The organism is Pseudomonas tumuqii, from assembly GCF_013184545.1.
Lineage (GTDB): Bacteria > Pseudomonadota > Gammaproteobacteria > Pseudomonadales > Pseudomonadaceae > Aquipseudomonas > Aquipseudomonas tumuqii.
Genome location: NZ_JAAOJA010000005.1, coordinates 50,888 through 74,695, shown reverse-complemented (window position 1 = coordinate 74,695; position 23,808 = coordinate 50,888). Strand labels below are relative to the sequence as shown.

The window sequence follows — 23,808 nt, the reverse complement described above, 5'->3', positions numbered from 1 at the left end:
GGCTGGTTCGTGATGGCCTGCTAACCATAACGCGTCCAGCGCCGGGCAGGCGATGGTTTCTCGGTCACGGGTCGTTCAGTTGTGCTCGAGCGTCAGGTAGACCGCCGTCTGGTTGAGCAGCTGGTAGGCGACTTCGCCGAAGGTGATGGGGCCGGTGAGTCGCGCCGTCTGGCGGCCCTGCAACTGCGAATAGAGGTAGTTGAGGATGCAGTTGCAGCCGAACAGGATGGGCCCGCCGTCGCGGGGCATGGCCTGCAGAAAGCGCGCGCTGTAGTCCTCGACCGCGTCGGCGAAACGGTAGTCCACCCCGGCAAACACCGGCGCGTAGAAGGACACCAGACCCGGCTCTGACTCCAGCGACTGGATGCTGACATTGATCATGGCCCCGCAGTAGTCGGCCACCAGCGGCAGGCGGGTGTCGATGCCGCGTTCGCGAATCAGCTCCAGCAAGCTGCCGCGCACGCCATCGATCAGGCAGTCGCGGGCGGCAAAGCCGGTCTCGTCGAAGCTCAGCGTCGGTCCCGCGCCGGGCTTGAACAGGTTCACCGCATGCACCAGCGCCGTCTGGTCGGGCGGCAGGGGGATGTGCAGGACGATGGCCTGGTCGACGTAACAGCGCCCGCTGCGGCCGTCGATCACCTGGGCCTGGGCGCTGCCCAGCTGATCCAGGTGCACGCCCGCCACCCAGCCGGCAATCGGCTTGATGTACATGTCCGGGTAATTCGGTGCCTCGCGGGCATAGTCCTCGAGCACGGCACTGCCGGCCGGCAGAATGACGATGCTGAAGCCATTTTCCGGGGCGTCTTCGAGCATGTGCGGTAGCCGCTCGCGGTCATAGCAGGCGATCTCGCCGACCTGCTGGCCGAAGGGCTGGACGAACACCCGGTCGAGGCGACAGGTGCCGCCCTCGCTGGCCATGAAGTAGGGGGTGGTGCCGCCGATCCAGTTACCCTTGGGCAGCGCCGCCAGGCACTCGAGGTGGCCGGCGATGGCCAGGGTTTCGCCGCGTTCGATTAGGGCGCTGGCCTGGCGCAGATCCAGCAGTACGCTTGTCGCTGTGGCGTTGCTCATGGCTGGTCGCCCTCCGTGGCCTGCTGCCGGTCGTTGTTCAGCTGGGCGATCTCATGCTCCAGGTGCTTTTCGTGTTTGATGAAGAAGCGTCGCAGTTCGTTGATCCTGAGGCTCTGCATATCCGGGTCATGGGCCCTGGCAAAGTCCTGGCGGGCGCGAGCCAGCAGCAGTTTCAGGCTCAGCAGGCGAATCTCGAACGGGCAATCCAGCGCCAGCAGGCGCAGCCATATGCCGTCGTCGCTGGCGGGAATCGTGCTGGCGGTTTGCCCCGCCGGATCGTCCAGTTGCAGGCGCGCCCGCAGGTCCGTATCCGTCGCGGCCAACTGGCCGGACTCGATCGCATGCTTAATCTGCCAGGCGAGGTGAATGTCGATATCCAGCAGGGCGCAGACCTGGCGATAGCGCAGGCCATCCTGCAGGCACTGGATCACCCGTCGGGCCAGGCCATGGGTGAAGTCGCTGGCGCTTTTACCGAGGAAGGCTTGCGCTGCCTGGCCGTCCTGCTCTGGCAGGCTGGCATGGATATAGGTCTTGTAGGCGCCGATATTGAGATGCCGCCAGCGTGAGCGCGGCTGTTCGCCGAGGTAGCGGCCGAACCAGGTTTTGCCGGTGCTCAGGTAGGCATGCAGCTCGCGGCTGTGGGTATCGACACGAACCCGGCTGACCTCCCAGGGCTCGTTCACTTCCAGCAACCAGCGGCACAATTCTGCGTCTTTCACCCGGACCTCCCTGTTGTGGTTTACCAGTCCAGGGACCTTCACATGGGGACGCGCAGCGAGCCAGCCAACCTTGGCACTAAGTCGTTGCTACTTGCGCAGCGGGCCGCTCGTTCGACAGGTACAGGAAAGAGGCGTTGGCGCCGGCTCGGGTAGGGAGCGCCGGGCGCACCAAACGCCTCCTGCCCGCGCTACCCCGGCATCGAGATCCGGGGCCAGCAGCAACGCGTAACGGGATACTCACAGGGTTTGATTCGATCGGCGGCTAGTAGAAACTCACCGCATGCCCCTCGCGGTCGAAGGCGACGAAGTTGCCGATGCTGCCGGCCTCGATGGCCCCGACCATCATCTTCAAGGGCTGCTCAGCCTCGTCGCTGCTCGGCACCATGCCTGCGCGCCCGGCCAGGCCGGCGGCGAACACCAGGTCCCAGGCCACCCCGGTACGGCTGGACTCGGCCAGCAGCCCGGCAAAATCCACCAGCTCGTCCGGCAGCTTGTCGACGCACAGCACCGGCTTGAGCGAGCCGCCCTGGTTCTCGGCGTGGCGCTGGCGTTCCTCTTCGGTCGCATCTTCCGGCAGCTCGGCGGAAACGAACACCAGCAGCAAGCGTTGCGGTTCCGGCTGGGCCTTGGCGGCGGCCAGCAGGTCGGCGAATTCGGCAATATCCATGACAGTCCATCCGTACGAAAAAAATGAGCGATGCGATAGCCCACACTGCCACGCGTCGTCGGCTCTTGACCATATCTCTTAAGATATAGATGGCGCGTCGCGCAGCTCGGTGCCTGCCAGGGCTTGCGGTCGCGGCCACTGCGACGGCCGTTCAGGGCTTGCTGCTTTCCCGCAGCTTGGCCAGCAGGGCTTCGCTCCTGATCAGCTGTTGTTCTTCGCTGAGGTGCGGGTTTTCCAGCACGCTGTCGATTTGCTCGAGCAATTCGCGCTGCCGGCGGATGCGCTGATCCAGCTGCTGGAGTTGGCGGTTACTGCGCCAGTTCCAGCAGGCCAGAGCCGCGACTGCCAGCAGTACCAGTGCAAGCCCCGTCCAGGTCAGATGAGTCATGGCTACTCCGGGCTGGCTGTCGCTCAGCCATTCAGGGGGCGCAGTGGCTTGCGCATGGCGAAGCGCTGCAAGGTAACAGCGCCGCGCACCACCGTCTGTGCCTGTTCCACAGAAAAGCCCTGGCGCGCAAAGAAGGGTCGCGCCGTCAGGCTGGCTTCGGTAAAGACCGAAGTGGCCCCCGCGGCTTCTATGCGCGTTTGCGCGGCCGCATACAGCATCGCGGCTACGCCTTGGCGCGCATAGCGCGGGGCGGTGAACAGCAGGTCGATATGGCCATCGCTGGTAAAACCGATAAAACCGGCGAGTTGCCGGCTATCTTCGGCGATTAACAGCTCCAGGGCCGCTAGACGAGTTTTCCAGGCGGGCATGTCTGCTTGCGCCGGTGCCCAGGCCTGGCGCTGGGTCTGCTCATAGTCAGCGGCGCCGAGTTGATGCACCGCGGCGCTGAACAGCTCGACTAACGCCTGCAGATCCTGGGCGTGGTAACCGCGCAAGGTAAAGGCCGGATGGCTGGGCATGGGCTGTGAGGTTCGGTTGATGTGAGAGCGCACAGCCTCAAGCAGATTGTCGCCGCTGTAAATACACGAAGGTTTCGCGCAAGGCCGCAGAGGGGGATTTGGGCTGGTAAGCCTGTTCACAGGCCTTACGGATGGCGTATTCCTGTTTGACGCCATAGAAGGTGCGCACCTGGCTCCGGGTCAGGTGCGCCGGTTTGCCGGTCAGCCTGGCAAGCAGTTCAGCGCCCCAGGCAGCACCGCCGCCGTCCACAGGTCATGGGCTTTGCCGATTTCCCAGGCCAGTTGTCCGATGAACATCAGGTAAGTCCTGCACGACGAGAAGGTCGGCAGGTCCCGGCAGGCGAGGGCAGGTAAATCGGCGGCTGGCGCCGCCCGTGCCTTATGGCTTGAGCGCGGCCAGCAGGGTGTCGAGATTGTGCCTGAACATGCCCAGGTAGCTGCTGGCCGGGCCTGTGCTGGCCAGGGCGTCCGAGTAGAGGGTGCCGCCGACCTTGGCCCCGGCTTCGTTGGCTATCTGCTCGATCAGCCGCGGGTCGCGGATGTTTTCCACGAACACCGCGCGCACGCCGTCGGCGCGGATCTGCCGGATCAGGGCGGCCACTTCGGCGGCCGAGGGCTCGTCTTCGGTGGAAAGCCCTTGGGGCGCGATGAAATTCAGGCCGTAGGCCTGGCCCAGGTAGGCGAAGGCGTCGTGGCTGGTGATGATGCTGCGCTGGGCCGGCGGCAGTTGGCCGAGACCCTGGCGTGCCTCGCCGAGCAGGGCGCGGATCTCGCCCAGGTAGGCATCGCGGCGGGCGCTGTAATAGGCGGCATTGGCCGAGTCGGCCTGGCTCAGCGCCTTGGCGATGTTCTGCACATAGATCTCGGCATTGGCCAGGTTCTGCCAGGCATGGGGGTCGGGGACCTTGTCGCCGTCTTCATCGAGCATCAGCGGCAGCACCCCGGCGCTGGCGTCGAGCCGTGTGCCGGGGGCCTCGCTGCTGGCGATCAGGCGCTGCAGCCAGGGCTCGAAGCCCAGGCCGTTGGCGATGATCAGGTCGGCGTTGAGCACGGCCTTGGCATCGTCGGCGCTCGGCTGGTAGAGGTGGGCGTCGGCATCGGCCCCGACCAGATTGCGCAGTTCGAGCTTATCTCCGGCTATCTGTCGGGTAATATCGGCCAAAATGCTGAAACTGGTGACGACTTTGAGTTTCTCCTCTGCGTTCAGGGGCAGCGACGCGAACAGGACGAACAGGGCGATCAATACACGCATGGAGCGTTCCTCAGGGTGACGGTAAGGGCTGGGCGCGCAGCAGGCCGTTGAGCGGGCCGAACAGCACGGAAAGGGCATAGGCCAGGCCGGCCAGCAACACGATGCAGGGACCGCTGGGCAGGTTGGCGTAATAGGACAGCAGCAGGCCGAGCCAGACGCAGGTCGCGCCGGTCAGTGCGGCGAGCAGCAGCAGGCAGGGCAGGTGGCCGCTCCAGAAGCGCGCGGCGGCGGCCGGCAGCATCATCAGGCCGACCACCATCAGTGCGCCTATGGCCTGGAAGCCGATCACCAGGTTGAGCACCACCAGGGTCAGGAACAGGCCGTAGGCCAGCGGGCCGAAGCGGCTGACGCTGGCGAGAAACAGCGGGTCGAGGCTGTCCAGCAGCAGCCAGCGGTAGATCAGCGCCAGGCCCAGCAGACTGCCGAGCGAGACCAGCAGCATGCCGTCGAGCGTGCTTTGATCGACGGCCAATACCGAGCCGAACAGCAGGTGCAGCAGGTCGAGCTGGCGTCCGGCCAGGCCCAGCAGCAGTACGCCGCTGGCCAGGGAAATCGGGTAGATGGCCGCCAGGCTGGCATCTTCGCGCAGGCCGGTATGGCGGGTGATCCAGGCGGCCAGGCCGGCCATGCCCAGGCCGGCGACCAGACCGCCGAGGGTCAGGGCCGGCAGGCTCAGGCCGAACAGCCAGAAGCCGATGGCGGCACCGGGCAGGATGCCGTGGGCGATGGCGTCGCCGATCAGGCTCAGGCGGCGCAGGATCAGAAACACCCCCAGCGGCGCGGCGCTCAGCGCCAGTACCACGCCGCCGAGCAGGGCGCGGCGCATAAAGGCGAATTCGACGAAGGGTGCCCACAGCAGTTCCACCCTAGGCCACCTGTTCCAAGGACGGGCGCTGGCCGATCAGCTGGCGGATCGGCGCGAAGCGGCAACCGCTGCGCGACAGCTGCAGGGCGTTGTCCAGGCGCTGGCTGAGGCTGGCGAGGTCATGGCTGACCAGCAGCTGGGTGCGGCCCTCGGCCTGCCAGCGCTGGATATGCTGCCAGAGCAGGGCCTGGCCGTGATCGTCCAGCGCCGCTTCGGGTTCATCCAGCAGCAACACCCGGGCATCGGTCAGGCTCAGCCGTGCCAGCAGCGCGCGCTGCAGCTCGCCGCCGGACAGCGCCTGCAGCGGTTGTCGCTGCAGGTTGAGCAGACCCCAGTCGGTGAGTACCTGTTGCAGGCGCGCCCGGCGTGCGCGGCGGTTCAGCGGGCTGCGCCAGAAGCCGGCGCTGACCAGGCTCTGCAGGCTGATCGGGAATTGCCGGTCGAGGGCCTGCTGTTGCACCAGATAGGCCACGCCCCCGAGACGCGGCACGCCCAGTTCGAGGCGTCCGCGCAGCGGTTGTTGCAGGCCGGCGATCACCTTGAGCAGGCTGCTCTTGCCGCAACCGTTGCTGCCGATCAGCCCGGTCAGGCTGCCGCTGGGCAGTTGCAGATCCAGCGGCGGGGTCAGCGGCTGGCCGCTCGGCCCCCATTGCAGGTGCTGGCAGCGGATCATGTCGGGCTCCAGTTCCAGCTGCTGGCAGCCACGGCATCGTGGGCGTGCAGGCTTTCCGCGTGAACCACGCGCAGGCTGAAGGCGCTCAGCCCGGGCTGCTGCAACAGGGCGCTGTGCAGGCGCCGTGCGGCGTCTTCGCAGAACATCAGGTTCTGCCCATTGGCCAGGGCGAAGGCCTGCTCGTCGGCGCGCTTGACCGCGGTCTGCAGCGCGGTGCCGAGGGCCTGCTCGGCGCGGTCGATCAGCTCGATCAAGGGCAGTTGATCGGCCTGCGGACTCAGGCGCACCTGCAGGGTGGCGGTGCTGCGCTGGCTATGCGGTGTGGCCAGAATGCCCTGGGTCGAGCCGAGCCAGGTCAGCAGTTGCTGATGGTCGAGCGGCTGGTTGGCGAAGTCCTCGATAAAGCGCTGCTGGATCAGCTGGCGGGCCAGGGCGGCGGAGCAGGGGCAGGTCGAGGAATAGCCGACCTGCACCTGCAGTTCCACGTGGAACCCCCATGAATCCTGGTGTGCACGCACTTCGAAGGGGTAGGCCTTGCAGCCCGACAACGGGCTGACCAGGGCCGGGCGGCTAAGCAAGGCCTCGCCGCGCAGGCTGATATGGGCCTGCCGCGACAGGCCTTTGTGGCTGTCAAGAAACTCGCCCAGCAGCTGGCGCAGCAACGGCGGGCTGAGGCTCTCGGTCTCCAGGACCTGCAGTGCCAGGTACAGGCGCGACATATGAATGCCGCGCGCGCCGCCATCATCCAGGCTGACCCCGGCATCGGCACGGGCGTTGATCCGTTGCCCGGCAAACTGCAGCGGCAGGGCGATTGCGCCCATGCCGACCCAGTCCAGGGGTTGTTGGTGGTGAGTCGCTTGGGCGGCGATATCCGGCAGAGTCAGGGCGTTCATCAGAAATCCAGCGCTAGGCAGTGACATTAAATGTTATGTTATAACAATTGAAACGTCACGCCAGCGAATTCGAACCATGACCTTGACCCTGCTTACCGAAGCCGAGCTGCTCGCCCAGCCGGCCGATGACTACATGAACGACGCCCAGCAGCAATTCTTCCGCACCTTGCTGCTGAGCCAGCGTGGTGACTTGCAGGCGCGCATTTCCGAGGAGTTGGAGGCCCTGCGCGAGCGCGAAACCAGCAGCGACCCGGCCGATATCGGTAGCGCCGAAGAACAGCGGCAGTGGCAGCTGCGCCAGCTCGAGCGGGAAAAGAAACTGCTCGACAAGCTCGACCAAGCGCTCGCTCGCCTGGCCCGTGGCGAATACGGCTGGTGCGGCGAAACCGGCGAGCCGATCGGCCTCAAGCGCCTGTTGCTGCGGCCCACCGCCAGCCTGTGCATCGAAGCCAAGGAACGCCAGGAACAGCGAGAAAAACACCTGCGTCACGCCGAACAATGATGGAGACCCCTGCAATGACTGAACGACTACCCGTGACCGTGCTATCGGGCTTTCTCGGTGCCGGCAAGAGCACCCTGCTCAACTACATCCTGAAGAACCGCGAGGGCCTCAAGGTCGCGGTGATCGTCAACGACATGAGCGAGATCAATATTGATGGCAGCGAAGTCCAGCGCGATGTCAGCCTCAACCGCGCCGAAGAAAAACTCATCGAGATGAGCAACGGCTGCATCTGCTGCACCCTGCGCGAAGACTTGTTGGAGGAGGTCGGCCGCCTGGCCAGGGACGGTCGCTTCGACTACCTGCTGATCGAATCCACCGGCATTTCCGAGCCGCTGCCGGTGGCGGAAACCTTCACCTTCCGTGACGAACAGGGCCAGAGCCTGGCCGATCTGGCGCGCCTGGACACCCTGGTTACGGTGGTCGATGGGGTCAACTTCCTCCGTGATTTCCACCAGGCCGAGAGCCTGGCCAGCCGTGGCGAAACCCTCGGCGAGGACGACGAGCGCTCGATCACCGACCTGCTGATCGAGCAGGTGGAGTTCGCCGACGTGCTGCTGGTGAGCAAGATCGACCTGATCGGCAGCCATGAGCGCGAGGAGCTGATCGCCATCCTCCGTGGCCTCAACACCCACGCCGAGATCCTGCCGATGGCCATGGGCGCGGTGCCGCTGAACAAGATCCTCGATACCGGCCGCTTCGACTTCGAGCGCGCGGCCCAGGCACCGGGCTGGCTCAAGGAACTGCGCGGCGAGCACATTCCCGAGACCGAGGAGTACGGCATCGCCTCCAGCGCCTATCGGGCGCGGCGGCCGTTGCACCCCGAGCGCTTCTTCAATTTCATCAACCGCGAATGGAGCAATGGCCGCCTGCTGCGCTCCAAGGGCTTCTTCTGGCTGGCCAGCAAGTACCAGGAGGCCGGCAGCTGGTCTCAGGCCGGCGGCCTGATGCGCCATGGTTTTGCTGGGCGCTGGTGGCGTTTCGTGCCGAAAAGCCAGTGGCCGAGCGATGACGAAGGCCTGCAGGCGATCATGAAGCACTGGAGCGCCGAGGTCGGCGACTGCCGCCAGGAGCTGGTGTTTATCGGCCAGAACATCGACTTCGCCCGGCTGACCGCCGAGCTGGATGCCTGTCTGCTGGATGACGCGGAAATGGCCCTGGGCGTGGATGCCTGGCGGGCGCTGCCCGATCCCTTCGGCCCCTGGGTCGAGGAGGAGGCGGCCTGATGCTCGTGCCCATTAATGTGAAAGTCGCGCAGCGACGCCATCCTTATGCCCTTCTCCCTCCGGGAGAAGGTGGCGCGCTGCGCCGGATGAGGGAGGCGGGTATACCCGCCAGGCAGCCGTTGCAGCAGGTGGTCGGCGAGCAGGTCGAGGTGCTCGGCGAGGTGTTGCGTGATGAGGTCAACCTGGCCGTCTGGCAGCGTCGCTTGCCGCCAGCGATCGGCGCGTTCGCCGAGCAGTTTCTGGCCAGGGGCGAGCCGCTGGCGGAGTCCAGGGTGCTGGAGTTGGTGCACTCGGAGAGCCCGGTGGAGCTTGGCGACCTGCTCCAGGGCTATGGCGAGTTGCCCGGCCACGCGGCCTTTATCGCCGATGTGGCCTGGCTGGTCAGTGCCTTCGCCTGCCTGCTCGACGCCCAGCGCATCGGCCTGCGCCTGCGCGTGCTGGACAAGGCCATGTGCCCGCGCTTTCACGTCGACCATGTGCCGCTGCGCCTGATCACCAGCTATGCCGGGGTTGGCAGCCAGTGGTTGCGCGAGGGCGTGATGACGAGGCGTCACCTCGGCGACCCGGCCGCCGAGCCCGTGGATGAGGCCCGGATCGAACGCGCCGCGGCCGGCCATGTGCTGCTGGCCAAGGGCGAGAAATGGATCGGTAACGAGGGTGGCGGGCTGATTCACCGCTCGCCGCAACTGCCACCAGGCGCGCGGCGCTTGTTGTTGACCCTGGACTGGCTGACCTGATGCAGGGTACTGCAAGAGTAAGGTGCGACTTGTGCACCGGCGGACAGTCGAGTTGTTATCGGTGCGCATGGCGCACCCTACTTGGGAGTGGCTAGCGCGCCATCCACACGCCTTTGCTCTGCCGCTCGCAGAACGGCTTGAGGTAGGCGGCGTCGCTGGCCACGCCGTAATAGTGAATGTCCTGCTGATAGGGCATGCCGCCGACCTGAGCGTTGCGACAGACGCCGTAGGCGCCGATCGGGCATTGCTCGACGAAGGCGACTTCAACCTTCTGCCCCTTCAGTTGCGGTTGGCAGAAGCCGCTGCGAAACAGGTTTGGCGGGATGCTGCGATTCTGCTGACAGACCTTGACGTCCAGGCGCTCGGCCTGACTGTGGATCACGCAGGCCTCACCCCAGGCCAGCCCGGACAATAGGTACAAGCCAAGCAGTAGAACGGCACGCATTGTTAAAGACCTCGGTAAACAGGCAATGGCAGGTACAGGTGGATTCTGTAGGAGCGGCCCCTGGCCGCGATAGCGTTTCGCGGGCATGGGCTAGGCGCCCCTGCCGCTCCTACAGTGCGGTGGCATGGCCAATAAGCAGTTTGCCGACTCTAGCATGCGACTTTTATTCAGTCTGCGCCCTGCTTGGGGTTCTCTCCCGGCAGGCAAACCCGCACCATAGGCCCATGCTCAAGAATATCCCCACCCACCTGATCGCCGGCCCCCTGGGCGCCGGCAAGACCAGCCTGATCCGCAACCTGCTGGCCCAGCGCCCGGCCGCTGAGCGCTGGGCGGTGCTGATCAACGAGTTCGGCCTGATTGGCCTGGATGCGGCCCTGCTGACCAGCGACGACGACGGCATCGCCATGGGTGAAGTGGCCGGCGGTTGCCTGTGCTGCGTCAACGGCGTGCCCTTTCAGGTCGGTTTGAGCCGGCTGCTGCGCAAGGCCAGACCGGATCGCCTGCTGATCGAGCCGTCCGGCCTGGGCCATCCGCTAGAGCTGTTGCGCCAATTGCGCGAGCCGCCCTGGCTGGGCGTGTTGGCCGTGCAGCCGGCGGTGCTGGTGCTGGATGCCGCCGCCCTGGCCGCCGGCGCTGGCTTGCCCGACAGCCAGCAAGCCACCTTGAGCAGTGCCGGCTTGTTGCTGCTGAACAAGGCCGAGAACCTGGACGAGGGAACCAGGGCGCGGATCCAGGCGCAATTGCCGGCACGCCCGCTGCGATGGACGAGCCAGGCGGCTTTGCCCTTGCACCAACTGCCCGGCTTCGCCGCCCGGGCCGAGGCGGGCACGGGGCTGGACGACCTGCCCGGCAGCGTCGCCGCAACCGTGCCGCAGATCTGGCGCACGCCCGCCGAGCCGATCTGCCAGGTTCAGGCACAAGCCGAAGGCTGGAGCATCGGCTGGCGCTGGCATCCGAGTCAGCGTTTCGAGCTGATGCAGGTGCAGCAGTGGCTCGGCAGCTTGGCCTGGCGCCGCGCCAAGCTGGTGCTGCAGACCAATGCCGGCTGGCTCTCGGCCAATGCCCTGGATGGCCAGCCGTTGCACTGGCAAAACAGCGAATGGCGCAAGGACTCACGGCTGGAACTGATCTTCGATCAGCCCCAGGAGGTCGAGACGCTGCGTCGGGGCATGGCGGCCTGCCGGATCTAGTCGCTCAGAGGTTGTGAAAATATCGAGCGCCGTAGCGAAGCGTCTCCTGGTGTCCGCGGCAAGGCGCGTTACGCGAAAAACGGGGGAGTTTAGTGAGCTAAATGACCCTGTTTTTTGCATAACGCAACGCCAGCAGCGGGCGTCAGGGGGCGGTCGCAGTAGGCGAGAGTTTTTTCACAAGCTCTCAGTCAGGGGTAGGCGTTGAACCAGGCGAGCACCTTGCCCGGTGAGGCGTCGAACCATTCGTGGTTACCCAAGGGCTCGGTATAGCGGCCTGTAGGGATGCCCTGGTAGAGCAGGCGGTCGTAGTACATGTCCATGCTCCACCAGGGCACGGTGAGGTCGACGAAACCGTGGACGAAGTAGGTCGGCGGGTGATCGGCAGGTAAGACGTCCGGCACCGAGCAGAGCGGACCGCTGCAGCTGGCGTAGGAGCCGGAATGCACCACCAGGGCCTTGAACTGGCCGGGGAAGGACACCGCCATGCGGCTGGTGTTGTAGCCGCCGCTGGAGATCCCGGTGGCGTATTTGCGCTGGCCGTTGAGCGGGCCGAAATGACCGCTGTCGATGGCCTGGAACAGATTGCTCAGGAAGCTGAAGTCGGTGCTGCTTGGGTACAGCTCTCCCGACAGACCGGGGATATTGGTCTGCCAGAACAGGTCGGCCGGGGCGCTGGGCGCGATCACCGCATAACCGTTATCGAGCAGAGTCTTGATGGTCTTGCCCTCGTTGTAGAGTTTGCCCAGCCACTCGTCGCTGTAATAGACGAAATCGTCCAGGGCGAAGAACGAGCCCTGATAGAACAGCGCCACCGGCCAGCCGTCCGCAGGTGGTGTACCGGCCGGGGTCTGGTAGATCACCTTGCGCAGGCTCAGGGGGCCTGAGGCAATCCAGGTCGACTGGTGACTGCAACTGATCTTTCCGGGCAGCAGCAGGCTTTTCTGGCGTTCGCTGCAGGGCGAGTCGGCCCAGCTCGGGGTGGCGCAACAGCACGCCAGCAGGGTGATCAGGCCCAGCCAGCGGACACGCGGTTTGGCAGTGATAAACATGACAGTTCTCCACTCTATTATTGGTTTTCTAAGGGTTGTCCTCCTGACCAAACGCTGTGCTTCCCTGCTGTCGCTTGTTAAATAGAAACATGAATTCCGATTCCGTCAAGTATGCCAACCCGCCACATCTGCGCGCTGCAGCGCCGCGGACTCTCTAGCGCCGGCCACGGCCGGAAGAAAAAAATCTTTGCCGGGCTTGCCAAAAGAAGAATGGACTACTATTTTATCGGAACCGATGTTCCGGTTCCGATAAAAACAACACAGCAGGAGATCATCGTGGCAACACAGAGATCAGCATGGACGGCCGGTTGCCTGGCGTTGCTGGCAGCGAGCCAGGGGAATGCCTTTCAGACGCGCTCGGGGGACTGGGCGCTGTCCCTGGATACCACCCTGTCCTACGGGGTGAACTACCGCATGGAAAGCCAGGATCGCCGGCTGATCGCCCGCGCCAATGGCGGCAAGGGCGACAACAGTGCGCTGATCAACTCCGACGACGGCAACCTCAACTTCAAGAAGGGCGCGCTGTTCTCCGAGGTGGCCAAGGTGGTGACCGAGATGGACCTGAGTTTTCAGGGCGATTACGGCATTTTCCTGCGCGCCCGCGGTTTCTATGATTTCGAACTGAAGGACGATAACCGCCGCCACCGCGAGATCCCGAACAAGGGCCTGGACGATGCCGGCTCCAGCATCGATCTGCTGGATGCCTTCGTCTACGGTAGCTGGACGGTTGGCGAGCGGGCCTTGAATGCCCGTCTCGGCCGGCAGGTGATCAACTGGGGCGAAGGGCTGTTCTATCAGAACGGCATCGGCGCGACCAACCCGGTGGACCTCAACGCCCTGCGCGCGCCCGGCTCCGAGCTGAAGGAAGCCTATATGCCGACCCTGATGGGCTATGCCTCGTTCGAACTGACTGAGGGGCTGTCCGTCGAAGGCTACTGGCAGCCCGGCAGCGCCTGGGAAGAAACCAAGATCGACCCCTGCGGCACCTATTTCTCCACCCTCGATGTGCTCGGTGACGGCTGCGATTACCTGATGCTGCCGCCCTTGCAGGAGCCGCTGACCGGCGGTCTGGCCTTCGACAGCCCGGAGCAGGCCCAGGCCTTTGCCGACAGCCTGGGCCCGGGGTTTCTCAATACGTTGCTCAAGGGCTACCTGCCCACCACCCATATCCCCCGTGGCAAGGATGTCAAAGCCGACGATGCCGCGCAGTACGGCGTGGCCCTGCGCTGGCTGGTGCCCGAGCTGAATGACAGCGAGCTGGGCTTCTACTACCTGCGCTACAACATGAACCTGCCGATGATCGGCCTGACCGTGGGCCAGCCCATGGTGTTCCCGGTGGTGGGGGCGCTGCCGGTCGGCACCAGTTCCAACTACTACGCCGAGTACCTGGAAAAGCGCCACCTCTATGGCCTCAGCTTCAACACCAGCATCGGCGGCGACAGCTTCCTCAATGGCCTGTCCCTGGCCGGCGAGCTCAGCTACCGGCCCAATGCCCCGATAGCCCTGGGCCTGGGCGAGTACCTGCCGAGCGCGCTGCTGGGCAATCTGGCCGGCATGCCGGTGGGCACGCGCCTCGATGGCTACCGTGAAAAGCCCATGTGGCAAGGCTCGCTGGTGGGCATCTACAGCTTCAACAACCTGCTCGGGGCCGACACGGCCACCCTGATGAGCGAAGTGGTAGGCAGCCGGGTACAGGGCCTGGAGTCGGATATCGACTACTACGGGGCCACCTCCAGTGCCTGGGGTGCGCAGGCGGGGCTGTCGCTGACCTATAGCAACGTGTTCAACCTGGTCAACCTGGTGCCCAGCGTCAACTACCAGTACGGCATCAACGGCGTGGCTCCGCAGCTGACCAACGGCCTGCTGGAAGAGCGCAAGAGCTATTCCCTGGGGGTCGATGCCATCTATCAGGAGTCCCTGACAGTCGGCGTCAAATATGTCGGCTACAGCGGCGGCGATCTGGCCAATAAGCTCAGCGACCGCGACTACCTCGGCGTCAACATCAAATACAGTTTCTAGGAAGGGAAGACCATGAAGACTTCAGGATTCTTGCGCGCCAGCCTGTTCGGTTCTCTGCTGCTGAGCGCGGGTCTGGTTCAGGCCCAGGTAGCGGCGGCGCAGGCCGTGCGCCTCGGTCAGGAGCTGACCCCGATCGGCGCGGAAAAGGCCGGCAATGCCGCCGGCAGCATCCCCGCCTGGGACGGCGGCCTGGCCCGCGATGCCAATGCCTACGACCCGGCCCTGGGCTACCGCGACCCCTATGCCGCCGATCAGCCGCTGTTCAGCATCACCGCAGCCAACGCCGCGCAGTACCGCGAGCAGCTCAGCCCCGGCCAGTTGGCCATGCTCACTCGTTTCAGTGACAGCTGGAAGCTCAACGTCTACCCGACCCGGCGCTCGGCCTCCTACCCGGACAAGGTGTATGCCGCCGCCAAGGCCAATGCGACCACGGCCAAGCTGATCGAAAACGGCAACGGCATCGCCGACTTCAAGCTGGCCACGCCCTTCCCCATTCCCCAGTCGGGCCTGGAAGTGTTGTGGAACCACCTGGTGCGCTACCGCGGCGACAGCGTCAAGCGCTACTACGCCCAGGCCGTGCCGCAGGCCAGCGGCGACTATTTCATGACCAAGATCGAGGACCTGTTCCTGTTCAACCAAGACGCCGGCGACCACAGCCAGAGCAACGGCAATATCCTCTTCTACTTCCGTCAGTCGGTGCTGGCCCCGGCGCGCCTGGCCGGCACCGAACTGCTGGTGCACGAGACCGTCAACCAGGTCAAGGAGCCGCGCCTGGCCTGGCTCTATGCCTCCGGTCAGCGTCGTGTGCGCCGTGCGCCGAACGTGGCCTACGACTCGCCCGGCACTTCATCGGACGGCATGCGCACCACCGACAACTTCGACATGTTCTCCGGCGCGCCGGACAAGTACGAGTGGCAGCTGGTGGGCAAGAAGGAGCTCTATGTGCCCTACAACAGCTACCGTCTGGCGGCCAAGAGCAACAAGTACAGCGACATCGTCAAGCGCGGCCACGTCAACCCGGATCTGCTGCGCTACGAGCTGCACCGGGTCTGGCATGTACGGGCCACGCTGAAGGCGGGGATGCGCCACCAGTACAAACAGCGCGATATGTATTTCGACGAGGACAGCTACCAGATCCTGGTGGTCGACCACTATGACAACCGCGACACCCTATGGCGGGTCGGCGAGTCCTACACCATCAACCTTTACGATCAGCCGCTGATCTGGACCAGAGGCGATGCGGTATATGACTTGATCGGCGGCCGATATGTCATCGGCATATTGTCCAATGAAGAGCCAGCCAATCAGTTTGATATTGCCTTGAAACCCTCGGACTTTACCCCGGCGCAATTACGCCGGGACAGCAGACGTTAATGTTTGGCAACTTCCAGATAATTACAAATCAGCCGGGAAAGTTCCTCGGGAATAACTTCCCGAGGTGTTTCGCCGAGGGTGCCGACCATGGTCAGGTAATTCAGGCTGGCCAGCAGCATATGCGCCGCCAGGTCGGCGGCCTGCTGCGGCTGCGGGTGGCGCAGTTCGTTGCGCCGGGCCAGCACGATGGCGCAGAAGGTCTGGCCGATATAGGCATTGAGCTGGTGGAAACGCTGACGGAACTGCAGGTCGGCCGAGCTGCGCCGAACCAGGGCGCGGAGCAGGCCTTCGCGGCCCTCGAACAGCTCGATTATGCCCTGGATAAAGGCTTCGATCTGGCCGCTGAGCGGCAACTCGCTGTGGCCGAGGTCCTGCACCAGGCTGTCGATGGCGCTGCGGCCCTGCTCGACGAAGCGCTCGTGCACGGCGTAGAGCAGTACGTCCTTGTCGCCCAGCAGACGATAGAAGGTGCCCACAGAGGACTCCGCCAGCACCGCGATCTGGGAGATGCCGGTGTCTTCGAAACGGTTGTCCGCAAGCAGTTCGGCAGCCACGTTGAGAAAGCGCTCAAGGGCTTTTTTACTGCGAGCCTGAGTCGGGCTGGAAATGCTGTACATGGGGAGAACTCTCTATAAGACGCAGGCCGATTCTAGGTTTTTCACCGGGATAAGGCAAACGCTCAGGTAATAACTAAGTTGGCAATTTTCCACGTTTAACCGGTGTTTCCTGATAATCCTCGCGGTTCAGGATGGCAGGACTAAGCGCGCACCAAAGTTTGTATTAAAGGGAGTTTATCCATGCACTATATTCAATTACGCAATGGCCGCTGCGCCTATATCCGTAAAGGTCATGGCCTGCCGGTATTGTTACTACATGGCCTGGGCTCATCCTCCCAGGACTGGCAGCCACAGATCGATGCGTTGTCGCGTTTCGCCGAAGTCTTCGCCCTCGACCTGCGCGGCCATGGGGCCAGCGAACCCTTGCGCGCCCCGGTCAGCGTGGCCGAATTGGCCGACGATGTGGCCGAGTTTATCCGCGTCCAGGTCATTCAGGGCTGCGTGCTGGTGGGCATCTCCATGGGCGGTATGGTCGCTTTCCAGCTGCTGGCGCAACAGCCGCAACTGATCGGCCGGCTGGTGGCGATCAACAGTGCACCGAGCTTTCCCCTGGATTCCTGGACCCTGCGCGGCAAGGTGCTGCTGCGCCTGGCGCTGATCCGCCTGTTCGGTCTCAAGGCCATGGGCCGGTTGCTGGCGCGCAAGCTGTTTCCCCATGCGGAGCAGGGCGAGCTGCGCCGGCGCACCGCCATGCGTATCGGGGCCAATGACCGGACTTCCTACCTGCATGCCATCCGCGCGATTCTCGGCTGGTCGGCGCTGCCGGCGGTCAACGGCGTCGATACGCCGATGCTGATCGTCGCCGGCGACCGCGACTACACCCCGCTGGCCTACAAGCAGGCCTATGTGGCGCAGCTGCGCAATGCCGAGCTGCAGGTGGTGAGCGATTCGGGGCATGCCACGTCGCTGGATCAACCCGAGCGGTTGAACGCCTTGCTGGAGCGCTTTATCCGCGTGTAGTGGAGATTAGGGAGTTGAGCGTGGAGTTGGGGGCGCTTCAGGGTGCCCTCTTTTTTGTTTGTGCGGCGCTCGGCACCAGGCCATCACTGGCAGTAAACTGGCCGGCCAGTCGACAGTGAGCCGCCGCATGTACCTTGAATCCTGGTCCCACTCCTGTTCCGCCGGGTTCACCCTGCGCGGCTGGCATTCGCCGCCTTCGGGCAAGCCGTTGCTGCATTTCCTGCATGGCAATGGTTATTGCGGGCGCGTCTACGAGCCACTGCTGGACTGCCTGGCCGCGGATTTCGACCTCTGGCTGTGCGATGCCCAGGGCCATGGCGACAGTGATCATGGCGGGCGTTTCCATGGTTGGAACCGCAGCGCCGAGCTGGCGTTGGAGGCGTTTGCCGAGGGCCGCAAGCACTTTGCCGAGGTGCCATTGTTTGCCGTCGGCCACAGTTTTGGCGGGGTCTTGACCAGCCTGATGCTGGCCCAGCAGCCGCAACTATTTCAGCGCGCGGTGCTGCTCGATCCGGTGTTGTTCACTCCGGCGATGATCGGGGTCATGGCGCTCTCCGACGTGGTCGGCCTGAGCCAGCGCAACACCCTGGCGAGCAAGGCGCGCAAGCGTCGCCGCGAGTGGCCGGATCGCGCGGCGGCGCATGCCGCGCTGCATGGCCGCGGGATGTTCCGCGGCTGGCACGAGGACGCCTTCTACGCCTATATCAATCATGCCTTGAAGGACACCGACGCCGGCGTCGAGTTGAAGTGCCGGCCGAGCCGCGAGGCGGAAATTTTCGGCTCCTTCCCCAAGCGCCTGTGGCCGTCGCTGGCCAAGGTGACGACGCCGACCCAGGTGCTCTATGGCCAGCACAGCTACCCTTTCGTCGCCAAGTCGGTGGCGCGCTGGTGCGCCAGCAATCCGCACGTTCATGCCCAGGTGGTGGATGGCGGGCATTGCTTCATGCAGGAGCAGCCGCGGGATACGGCCGAGCGGGTCGGCAGCTTCCTCCTGCAGTGCAGCTGAGATACCGCGCGCGGCCCATGGGGCGCGCTGGCTGGCGTTACCCGAGTTGGCCGGGCTGGCCCGAACTGCCGTTGCAGGACGGCGGCGCAAACCCGAATGGCTTGCCGGACCTGCAGGGCGGTAAGGGGCCCGGCAGGCTTCGTTTGTTCAAGGAGTCGCTATGAACCGGATGGTTTGCCTAGCCTTGCTGTTGCTGAGCAGTCAGGTCATGGCCCTCGATTGGCGGGACAGCCCTGCGGTATCCGCCGAATTCGAACGTGCCGCCATGCAGGGCACCTTTGTGCTGTACGAGATCGGTAGCGGACAACTGCTCGGGCACAACCGCCCGCGTGCGGAAACCCGCTATATCCCGGCCTCCACCTTCAAGATTGGCAACAGCCTGATCGGCCTCGCCACGGGCGCGGTCAGTAGTGTCGACGAGGTATTCCCTTACGACGGCAAGCCCCGCTTTCTCAAGACCTGGCAGCGGGACATGGGTCTGCGCGAGGCGATCAAGGTCTCCAACCTGCCGGTCTACCAGGAACTGGCGCGGCGCATCGGTCTGCAGCGCATGCGCAGACAGGTGGCCGCGCTGGGTTACGGCAATGGCGAGGTCGGCACTGAGGTTGATCAGTTCTGGCTGAAGGGGCCCTTGACCATCAGTGCCGTGGAGCAGACGCAGTTTCTGGCGCGCCTGGTCCAGGGTCAGTTGCCGTTCCCGCCGGCCATCCAGGCCCAGGTCAGGGACATCTGCAGGCTGGAGCAAGGCGCCGGTTGGACGTTGTACGGCAAGACTGGCTGGGCCACCGCTCAGGATCCGGGCATCGGCTGGTGGGTTGGCTGGCTGGAGCAGGACGACAAGCTGTACAGCTTCGCGCTGAACATCCCCATGGCCGATTTGCGCGATGCGGGCAAGCGTATCGAGTTGGGTAAAGCCAGCTTGCGGGCGCTGGGTTTGCTTTAAGGCTTGGGCTGGTGTCTGTCGGGTTTGCGATGATCCGAACGCCATCGCTCCAGCTCGATCACCTGGGGATTTTCCGCCGGTGGCGTCCTGAACGGATGGGGCGCCAGTTCGATGCGGCCGACCTGCTGGCCGAACATGACGATGCTGCCGACATGACGTTGTTCGCCGGTGACGGTGAACTCGAAGCCATACACCCGCGCCAGGCGCCTGCGCCCGCGGGCATCGGTCAAGAGCGTGATCTTGCGCAGCGCGACATTGCCGTCGAGCAGTTCGACATCGGCTTTCGCGCAGTGCTGTTTGACCTGCGCCAGGGCCCGCTCGCGCAAACCGTGGGCGTGCCATAGCCAGCCGCCGGCCGTGGCCAGCAGCATCAAAACGAAAATATTACCGAGGGTCAGCATTGCGGGGCTCCAGATGGGCACGGCCGGTCCTAGGAGTCTGTCGGACTTGACCGTTCGTAGCGAGGGAAAGTCCGGTTTGAGGCAGTTTTGCTGCTTTTTCGAGGCGAATAGCTGGCTATTTAACGAGGGAAAGCAGCAAAAATGACCAAATCCGGCTTTTCCGCAGTAGAACAGCGTTAAGTCCGACAGGCTCCTAGCCCCGGCCATGGCTCGCCGGCATTCTGCCAGTCAGGCCTCGAGCTGTCTTGCCTGGTCGATCAGCCTTCGCCTTTCAGTTCCTGGTAGCGTTGCTCGAGTTCCTGGCGAATCATGCGGCGCTGGTGGCCCTGGGTGAAGCGTCGCTGTTCTTCGGAATTCTGCGGCTGGCGCGCCGGTACCGCTATCGGCTTGCCGCCCTGATCGACCGCGACCATGGTGAAGAAACAACTGTTGGTATGCCGCACTGAGCGTTCGCGGATGTTTTCGGTGATCACCTTGATGCCGATCTCCATGGACGTGCGTCCGCAGTAGTTGACCGAGGCGAGGAAGGTCACCAGCTCACCGACGTGGACCGGCTCGCGGAAGATCACCTGATCCACCGACAGCGTCACCACGTAGGTGCCGGCATAGCGGCTGGCGCAGGCATAGGCGACTTCGTCGAGGTACTTGAGCAGGGTGCCACCGTGCACATTGCCGGAGAAGTTGGCCATGTCCGGGGTCATCAATACGGTCATCGACAGCTGGGCGTTTCCGGGTTCCATGGGGTTCTCTCACAGTTAAGGTGGATGGATCCGGGCGTGGCGGCGCCCTGTCTATCAGAACGATTCAGCTGACCACCTGGTCACGCCAGCGTTTGCGCGCATGCAGGTAGGCGGCGGTGTCGTTGTAGCCGAGCAGTTCGCCGATCTGCGCGCGGTTGCAGCCCTGCAGCTGGTAGTGCTGTTCCAGTTCGGCGCGCAGCAGGTCGAGCAGCTGGCGAAAACTCAGGTCCTGTTCCTGCAGGCGCCGGCGCAGGGTACGCGGGCTCTGGTGCAGGCTTTGCGCCACGCTCTCCAGGCTCGGCGCCAGGCCCTGTTCCAGCGCCTGGCGCGCGCTCGCGGCGACCCTGTCGGCCCAGCCACCGAGCTGGCGGCGCTGGGCCAGGCGGCGCTCCAGTTCCTGGCAGAGCAGCTCGACCATGCCGGCATGCCGGTTGAGCATCGGCAGGGCCTGGGTGGAGCGGTCGAACAGCAGGCGGTTGTGTTCTGCATTGAATTCGACCCGCTCGCCGAACCAGGGCCGGTAGTGCTCGTGGTAGGCCGGGCGCGCATGGCGAAAGCGCGCGCGCACCGGCAGCAGCGGCTGGCCGGTGCCGCGGCGCATCTGGGTCACGGCCATCACCATGTAGTGCTCGACCAGGTAGCGGGCCAGCTGTGGCGGGGCATCGATCTGCAGTTCCACGCCGGCGCCCTCGGTTTCCTCGACCAGTCGCAACTGGTCGCTATCGGCGGCCAGGCTGGCGTAGCGCGCCCAGCAGCGGCTGGCCTCGGCGACATCGGCGCAGAATAGGCAGAGGTGCGCCAGCACATGCCAGTCCTGGGGGCTGAACTGGTCGAACAGGTGCAGGCCGATGGCCGGATCGTGCTCGGCGGCGGCCTGCCATAGCTGTTCCAGCGCGACCAGGCTGAAATCCGGCGAAGCGCTGGCATGGCTCTGCAGGAAGCGTTCGAGGACCCGGCCGAGGGGGCCGCGGTGGAAGCGCCGGGCCGGCAGGTTGGCCCGTTCTCGGGTATTTTTGTCCAGTTCGCGCATGTCGTCTCGGGCCTGCTTGGCTTCTTATGGGGCTGTCGCCCGGTGCGTCTTCCGGGCCCAGTCGAGGTTGCCATGAATCCAACAACAATCGCCAACAATCCCTCGCTTGTGGTCGGCTCGATCTTTCTCGGTTTCATCCTGCTGGAGCTGGCCTGCGGCTGCCTTCGCCAAGCCAAGGGCCAGTGGCGCGATGTCGCTATCGAGGTGATCGGCTCGAGCCTGCTGCTCGGTCTGACCTTCCCGCTGGTCTTCTTCCTCTGTGATTCTCTGCTCGGGCACTGGGTGCCGCAGGTGCGCGGCGCCCTGAGCGGCCTGCCCTGGTGGGCCGGGTTTGGCCTGTTGCTGCTGTGCGATGACATGACCCAGTACTGGTGGCACCGCCTGGCGCACCGCGTGCCCTGGCTGTATGCCCTGCACCGGGCGCACCACTCGGCGGCCTATATGAGCATCCGCATCGTCTACCGCAACAACAGCTTCTATTACCTGTTGATGCCCGGTATCTGGCTGTCCGCCGCGCTGGTCTACCTGGGTTTGGCCGAGGTTTATTACGTCTATCTGCTCGTCAAGATGACGGTGATCTTCGGCGCTCACAGCAGCGTGCCCTGGGACGACCGGCTCTATCGAATCCATGCCCTGCGCCCGCTGATGTGGCTGCTGGAGCGGACCATCTCGACCCCGGCGACCCATTCCGCCCACCACGGCCAGAACGCCGCCGACGGGGTGACCCATTACAAGGGCAATTTCGGCAACCTGCTGTTCTTCTGGGACGTGCTGTTCGGCACGGCCAAGATCACCCGGCGCCGGCCCCAGGCCTTCGGTGTGGAGAACCTGCGGCCGGTGAGCTGGCAGCACGAGGTGTTCTGGCCGCTGGTGCGTAGCCGCCAGCCGGGCGAGGCCGCCGAGCCTCGGGCGCTGGGCAAGGGAGCCGGCCAATGAGCCTGAAACTGGTAGTGCTGGCCGGCTCCAGCCAGCCGTCCAGCCAGTCGGCCAAGGTCGCCGCCTACCTGCGCGGGCGCTTGCTGCAGCTGGGCCATTGCGCGGCGGCGGACCTCAGCCTGATCGACCTCGGTGCCACCCCGCTGCCGCTGTGGCCGGCCGAGGATCCTGGCGGCGTGTGGAGCGATTGCGCCACGCTGCTGCGCGAGGCGGACGGCGTGGTGCTGGTCAGCCCGGAGTGGCACGGCATGGCCAGCCCGGCGTTGAAGAATTTCTTCGTCTACGCCGGTCGCCGCGAACTGGGGCACAAGCCGGGGCTGCTGGTTGGCGTCTCGGCCGGCCAGGGAGGCGCTTATCCGCTGAGTGAGCTGCGCGCCTCCAGCTACAAGAACTGCCGGCTGTGCTACCTGCCCGAGCAACTGATCGTGCGTCAGGTGGAAGCGGTGCTCAATGGCGAGACGGCGCTCGACGAGGCCGATGCGCGAATCCGCGCCCGCGCCGACTGGGCGCTGCAGGTGCTGCTGCGCTATGCCCGGGCCATGCGCCCGCTGCGCACGGCGATCCGCTTCGACTCGGCGGACTTCGCCAACGGCATGTGAACCCGGCGCTACTTGCCCGCCGACAGGCCGAAGTCGATCGCCAGGTCGGCGCCGGTGATGGCCTCGGCCTGTGGCTGGCACAGGTACCAGACCAGTTCGGCGATCTCCTCCGGGCGCAGGAAGCGCGCTTCGCGGCCCTGCGGGTAGTCGCGCAGCAGTTCGCGCTTGTAGGCGTTTGGGTTGCCATGGCCGTAGCGCTCGGCCTGGTAGTCGAGCATCGGCGTGGCGATGTCGCCGGGCGATACCGCGTTGACCCGCACGCCGTGCTCGGCCAGTTCCAGGGCCAGGGTCTTGCTCAGCATCACCAGTGCCGCCTTGCTCGCGCAGTAGGCCGCCGAGCCGCGATAGGCCTGGCGCCCGGCATCGCTGGCGATATTGACGATACAGCCGCGGGTTTCCTTGAGGTACGGGATGGCGGCTTGGCTGATGTAGAACGCGGCCTTCAGGTTGACGCCCATGACCAGGTCAAAGTCGTCTTCGCCGAACGTTTCCACCGGCCCCTCGCGCCAGACCCCGGCGGCATTCACCACGGCATCCAGGCGGCCGGTGCTGACCAGCACCTCGGCCAGCAGCTCGCGGCAGTTATTTGCACTGCGCAGGTCGGCGGGGGCACTGAAATCCAGCGGCACCGCGGCATTCAGCGCGTGCAGGCCGGCCTTGTCGACGTCGGTGGCGGTGACCCGCCAACGGCTCTGCGAGAAGCGCTTGGCGATGGCGCGGCCGAGGCCGCCAGCGGCGCCGGTGATCAGGATAACGGGGGTGCTCATGGGCGGTTTCTCCAGGGGCGGTGGTCAATCCAGTCTAGGTAAGGGGTGTCGTGCAGCGGTTTGTGGAAGAGCCCGCACGCCTGAGTCAGCTACCAGCGCCAGTCCTGCTCGGCCACTTCGCCCATGAATTGGCGATATTCCTCGTGCTTGATGGCCAGCAACCGCCTGAGGACAGCCGCCCCGAGGGCGTCCTTGGCCCAGCGCGACCGTTCCAGGGTGTTGGG

At 64.9% G+C, this 23,808-nt stretch carries 27 protein-coding genes and 1 pseudogene; 11 read left to right on the top strand and 17 right to left on the bottom strand.

Annotation, left to right across the window (positions count from 1 at the left end; translation table 11 throughout):
* Positions 1-75 precede the first annotated feature (75 nt).
* The 9 genes from G9C89_RS11245 to folE2 all read right to left on the bottom strand — a co-directional run bounded on the left by G9C89_RS11245 (position 76) and on the right by folE2 (position 7,046).
* The gene (locus G9C89_RS11245) at positions 76-1,071 is read right to left on the bottom strand and encodes a DUF6976 family protein (protein ID WP_172147978.1); all 996 of its coding nucleotides are present in this window, start codon (positions 1,069-1,071) and stop codon (positions 76-78) included.
* Positions 1,068-1,790 (bottom strand): hypothetical protein, encoded by a 723-nt coding sequence (locus G9C89_RS11240; protein WP_172147977.1) that lies wholly within the window; start codon positions 1,788-1,790, stop codon positions 1,068-1,070. Before G9C89_RS11240 ends, G9C89_RS11245 begins: the two co-directional genes overlap by 4 nt.
* Positions 1,791-2,052: 262 nt before the next feature.
* Positions 2,053-2,457: a ribonucleotide reductase subunit alpha gene (locus G9C89_RS11235; RefSeq protein WP_172147976.1), complete on the bottom strand. Its 405-nt coding sequence runs from the start codon at positions 2,455-2,457 to the stop codon at positions 2,053-2,055.
* A gap of 151 nt (positions 2,458-2,608) precedes the next feature.
* Positions 2,609-2,845, bottom strand: a complete 237-nt coding sequence (locus G9C89_RS11230) for a hypothetical protein (RefSeq protein ID WP_172147975.1) — start codon at positions 2,843-2,845, stop codon at positions 2,609-2,611.
* A gap of 23 nt (positions 2,846-2,868) precedes the next feature.
* Positions 2,869-3,363 (bottom strand): GNAT family N-acetyltransferase, encoded by a 495-nt coding sequence (locus tag G9C89_RS11225; RefSeq protein WP_172147974.1) that lies wholly within the window; start codon positions 3,361-3,363, stop codon positions 2,869-2,871.
* 379 nt (positions 3,364-3,742) lie between these two features.
* Entirely contained in the window at positions 3,743-4,615 is an 873-nt protein-coding gene (locus G9C89_RS11220) for a metal ABC transporter substrate-binding protein (protein WP_172147973.1), read from the bottom strand.
* Between the two features lie 10 nt (positions 4,616-4,625).
* Positions 4,626-5,441 carry a metal ABC transporter permease gene (locus G9C89_RS11215; protein ID WP_172148339.1) on the bottom strand — a complete coding sequence of 272 codons (816 nt, stop codon included), beginning with the start codon at positions 5,439-5,441 and terminating at the stop codon, positions 4,626-4,628.
* Between the two features lie 40 nt (positions 5,442-5,481).
* Entirely contained in the window at positions 5,482-6,153 is a 672-nt protein-coding gene (locus G9C89_RS11210) for a metal ABC transporter ATP-binding protein (RefSeq protein WP_172147972.1), read from the bottom strand.
* Positions 6,150-7,046, bottom strand: a complete 897-nt coding sequence (folE2, locus tag G9C89_RS11205; protein WP_172147971.1) for a GTP cyclohydrolase FolE2 — start codon at positions 7,044-7,046, stop codon at positions 6,150-6,152. Before folE2 ends, G9C89_RS11210 begins: the two co-directional genes overlap by 4 nt.
* Positions 7,047-7,122: 76 nt before the next feature.
* Between folE2 and dksA the strand changes: the two genes are divergently transcribed.
* The 3 genes from dksA (at position 7,123) to G9C89_RS11190 (ending at position 9,508) form a co-directional block, all read left to right on the top strand.
* Positions 7,123-7,548 carry an RNA polymerase-binding protein DksA gene (gene dksA / locus G9C89_RS11200; RefSeq protein ID WP_172147970.1) on the top strand — a complete coding sequence of 142 codons (426 nt, stop codon included), beginning with the start codon at positions 7,123-7,125 and terminating at the stop codon, positions 7,546-7,548.
* A gap of 14 nt (positions 7,549-7,562) precedes the next feature.
* On the top strand, positions 7,563-8,771 hold the full coding sequence (gene zigA, locus G9C89_RS11195) for a zinc metallochaperone GTPase ZigA (RefSeq protein WP_172147969.1): 1,209 nt from the start codon (positions 7,563-7,565) through the stop codon (positions 8,769-8,771).
* Positions 8,772-8,857: 86 nt separating this feature from the next.
* Positions 8,858-9,508 carry a DUF1826 domain-containing protein gene (locus G9C89_RS11190; protein ID WP_172148338.1) on the top strand — a complete coding sequence of 217 codons (651 nt, stop codon included), beginning with the start codon at positions 8,858-8,860 and terminating at the stop codon, positions 9,506-9,508.
* A 91-nt stretch (positions 9,509-9,599) separates the two neighbouring features.
* On the opposite strand, the gene G9C89_RS11185 is transcribed toward G9C89_RS11190, so the two are convergent.
* Positions 9,600-9,953, bottom strand: coding sequence for an NADH:ubiquinone oxidoreductase (locus G9C89_RS11185; RefSeq protein ID WP_172147968.1), 354 nt, complete (start codon positions 9,951-9,953; stop codon positions 9,600-9,602).
* 224 nt (positions 9,954-10,177) lie between these two features.
* Here G9C89_RS11185 and G9C89_RS11180 point away from each other — a divergent pair, with 224 nt between their 5' ends.
* Positions 10,178-11,143, top strand: a complete 966-nt coding sequence (locus G9C89_RS11180; RefSeq protein ID WP_172147967.1) for a CobW family GTP-binding protein — start codon at positions 10,178-10,180, stop codon at positions 11,141-11,143.
* Positions 11,144-11,331: 188 nt separating this feature from the next.
* On the opposite strand, the gene G9C89_RS11175 is transcribed toward G9C89_RS11180, so the two are convergent.
* Positions 11,332-12,192: an extracellular medium-chain-length polyhydroxyalkanoate depolymerase gene (locus G9C89_RS11175; RefSeq protein ID WP_256674171.1), complete on the bottom strand. Its 861-nt coding sequence runs from the start codon at positions 12,190-12,192 to the stop codon at positions 11,332-11,334.
* 276 nt (positions 12,193-12,468) lie between these two features.
* Here G9C89_RS11175 and G9C89_RS11170 point away from each other — a divergent pair, with 276 nt between their 5' ends.
* Both G9C89_RS11170 and G9C89_RS11165 read left to right on the top strand, forming a co-directional pair.
* Positions 12,469-14,211: a DUF1302 domain-containing protein gene (locus G9C89_RS11170; protein WP_172147966.1), complete on the top strand. Its 1,743-nt coding sequence runs from the start codon at positions 12,469-12,471 to the stop codon at positions 14,209-14,211.
* A gap of 12 nt (positions 14,212-14,223) precedes the next feature.
* Complete coding sequence (locus tag G9C89_RS11165; protein ID WP_172147965.1) at positions 14,224-15,585, top strand: DUF1329 domain-containing protein; 1,362 nt, start codon at positions 14,224-14,226, stop codon at positions 15,583-15,585.
* Here G9C89_RS11165 and G9C89_RS11160 read toward each other — a convergent pair.
* The gene (locus tag G9C89_RS11160; protein ID WP_172147964.1) at positions 15,582-16,202 is read right to left on the bottom strand and encodes a TetR/AcrR family transcriptional regulator; all 621 of its coding nucleotides are present in this window, start codon (positions 16,200-16,202) and stop codon (positions 15,582-15,584) included. The two genes, G9C89_RS11165 and G9C89_RS11160, sit on opposite strands and share 4 nt — an antisense overlap.
* Before the next feature lie 180 nt (positions 16,203-16,382).
* Between G9C89_RS11160 and G9C89_RS11155 the strand changes: the two genes are divergently transcribed.
* The 3 genes from G9C89_RS11155 to blaOXA all read left to right on the top strand — a co-directional run bounded on the left by G9C89_RS11155 (position 16,383) and on the right by blaOXA (position 19,111).
* Positions 16,383-17,162, top strand: a complete 780-nt coding sequence (locus tag G9C89_RS11155; RefSeq protein ID WP_172147963.1) for an alpha/beta fold hydrolase — start codon at positions 16,383-16,385, stop codon at positions 17,160-17,162.
* A 127-nt stretch (positions 17,163-17,289) separates the two neighbouring features.
* Positions 17,290-18,168 carry an alpha/beta fold hydrolase gene (locus tag G9C89_RS11150; RefSeq protein WP_172147962.1) on the top strand — a complete coding sequence of 293 codons (879 nt, stop codon included), beginning with the start codon at positions 17,290-17,292 and terminating at the stop codon, positions 18,166-18,168.
* A 160-nt stretch (positions 18,169-18,328) separates the two neighbouring features.
* Positions 18,329-19,111 carry a class D beta-lactamase gene (gene blaOXA, locus G9C89_RS11145; protein WP_172147961.1) on the top strand — a complete coding sequence of 261 codons (783 nt, stop codon included), beginning with the start codon at positions 18,329-18,331 and terminating at the stop codon, positions 19,109-19,111.
* Here the strand turns inward: blaOXA and G9C89_RS11140 are convergent.
* The 3 genes from G9C89_RS11140 to G9C89_RS11130 all read right to left on the bottom strand — a co-directional run bounded on the left by G9C89_RS11140 (position 19,108) and on the right by G9C89_RS11130 (position 21,282).
* Entirely contained in the window at positions 19,108-19,512 is a 405-nt protein-coding gene (locus G9C89_RS11140) for a DUF3301 domain-containing protein (RefSeq protein ID WP_172147960.1), read from the bottom strand. The genes blaOXA and G9C89_RS11140 overlap by 4 nt on opposite strands.
* 257 nt (positions 19,513-19,769) lie before the next feature.
* Entirely contained in the window at positions 19,770-20,252 is a 483-nt protein-coding gene (locus G9C89_RS11135) for an acyl-CoA thioesterase (protein ID WP_172147959.1), read from the bottom strand.
* A gap of 64 nt (positions 20,253-20,316) precedes the next feature.
* Positions 20,317-21,282 carry an AraC family transcriptional regulator ligand-binding domain-containing protein gene (locus G9C89_RS11130; protein ID WP_172147958.1) on the bottom strand — a complete coding sequence of 322 codons (966 nt, stop codon included), beginning with the start codon at positions 21,280-21,282 and terminating at the stop codon, positions 20,317-20,319.
* A gap of 72 nt (positions 21,283-21,354) precedes the next feature.
* Here G9C89_RS11130 and G9C89_RS11125 point away from each other — a divergent pair, with 72 nt between their 5' ends.
* Both G9C89_RS11125 and G9C89_RS11120 read left to right on the top strand, forming a co-directional pair.
* Positions 21,355-22,218 (top strand): sterol desaturase family protein, encoded by an 864-nt coding sequence (locus tag G9C89_RS11125; protein WP_172147957.1) that lies wholly within the window; start codon positions 21,355-21,357, stop codon positions 22,216-22,218.
* Positions 22,215-22,817: an NADPH-dependent FMN reductase gene (locus G9C89_RS11120; protein WP_172147956.1), complete on the top strand. Its 603-nt coding sequence runs from the start codon at positions 22,215-22,217 to the stop codon at positions 22,815-22,817. Before G9C89_RS11125 ends, G9C89_RS11120 begins: the two co-directional genes overlap by 4 nt.
* 8 nt (positions 22,818-22,825) lie before the next feature.
* On the opposite strand, the gene G9C89_RS11115 is transcribed toward G9C89_RS11120, so the two are convergent.
* Positions 22,826-23,584: an SDR family NAD(P)-dependent oxidoreductase gene (locus tag G9C89_RS11115; RefSeq protein WP_172147955.1), complete on the bottom strand. Its 759-nt coding sequence runs from the start codon at positions 23,582-23,584 to the stop codon at positions 22,826-22,828.
* An 89-nt stretch (positions 23,585-23,673) separates the two neighbouring features.
* A pseudogene (locus G9C89_RS11110) lies at positions 23,674-23,799 on the bottom strand (hypothetical protein); the annotation flags it as partial.
* Positions 23,800-23,808 lie beyond the last annotated feature (9 nt).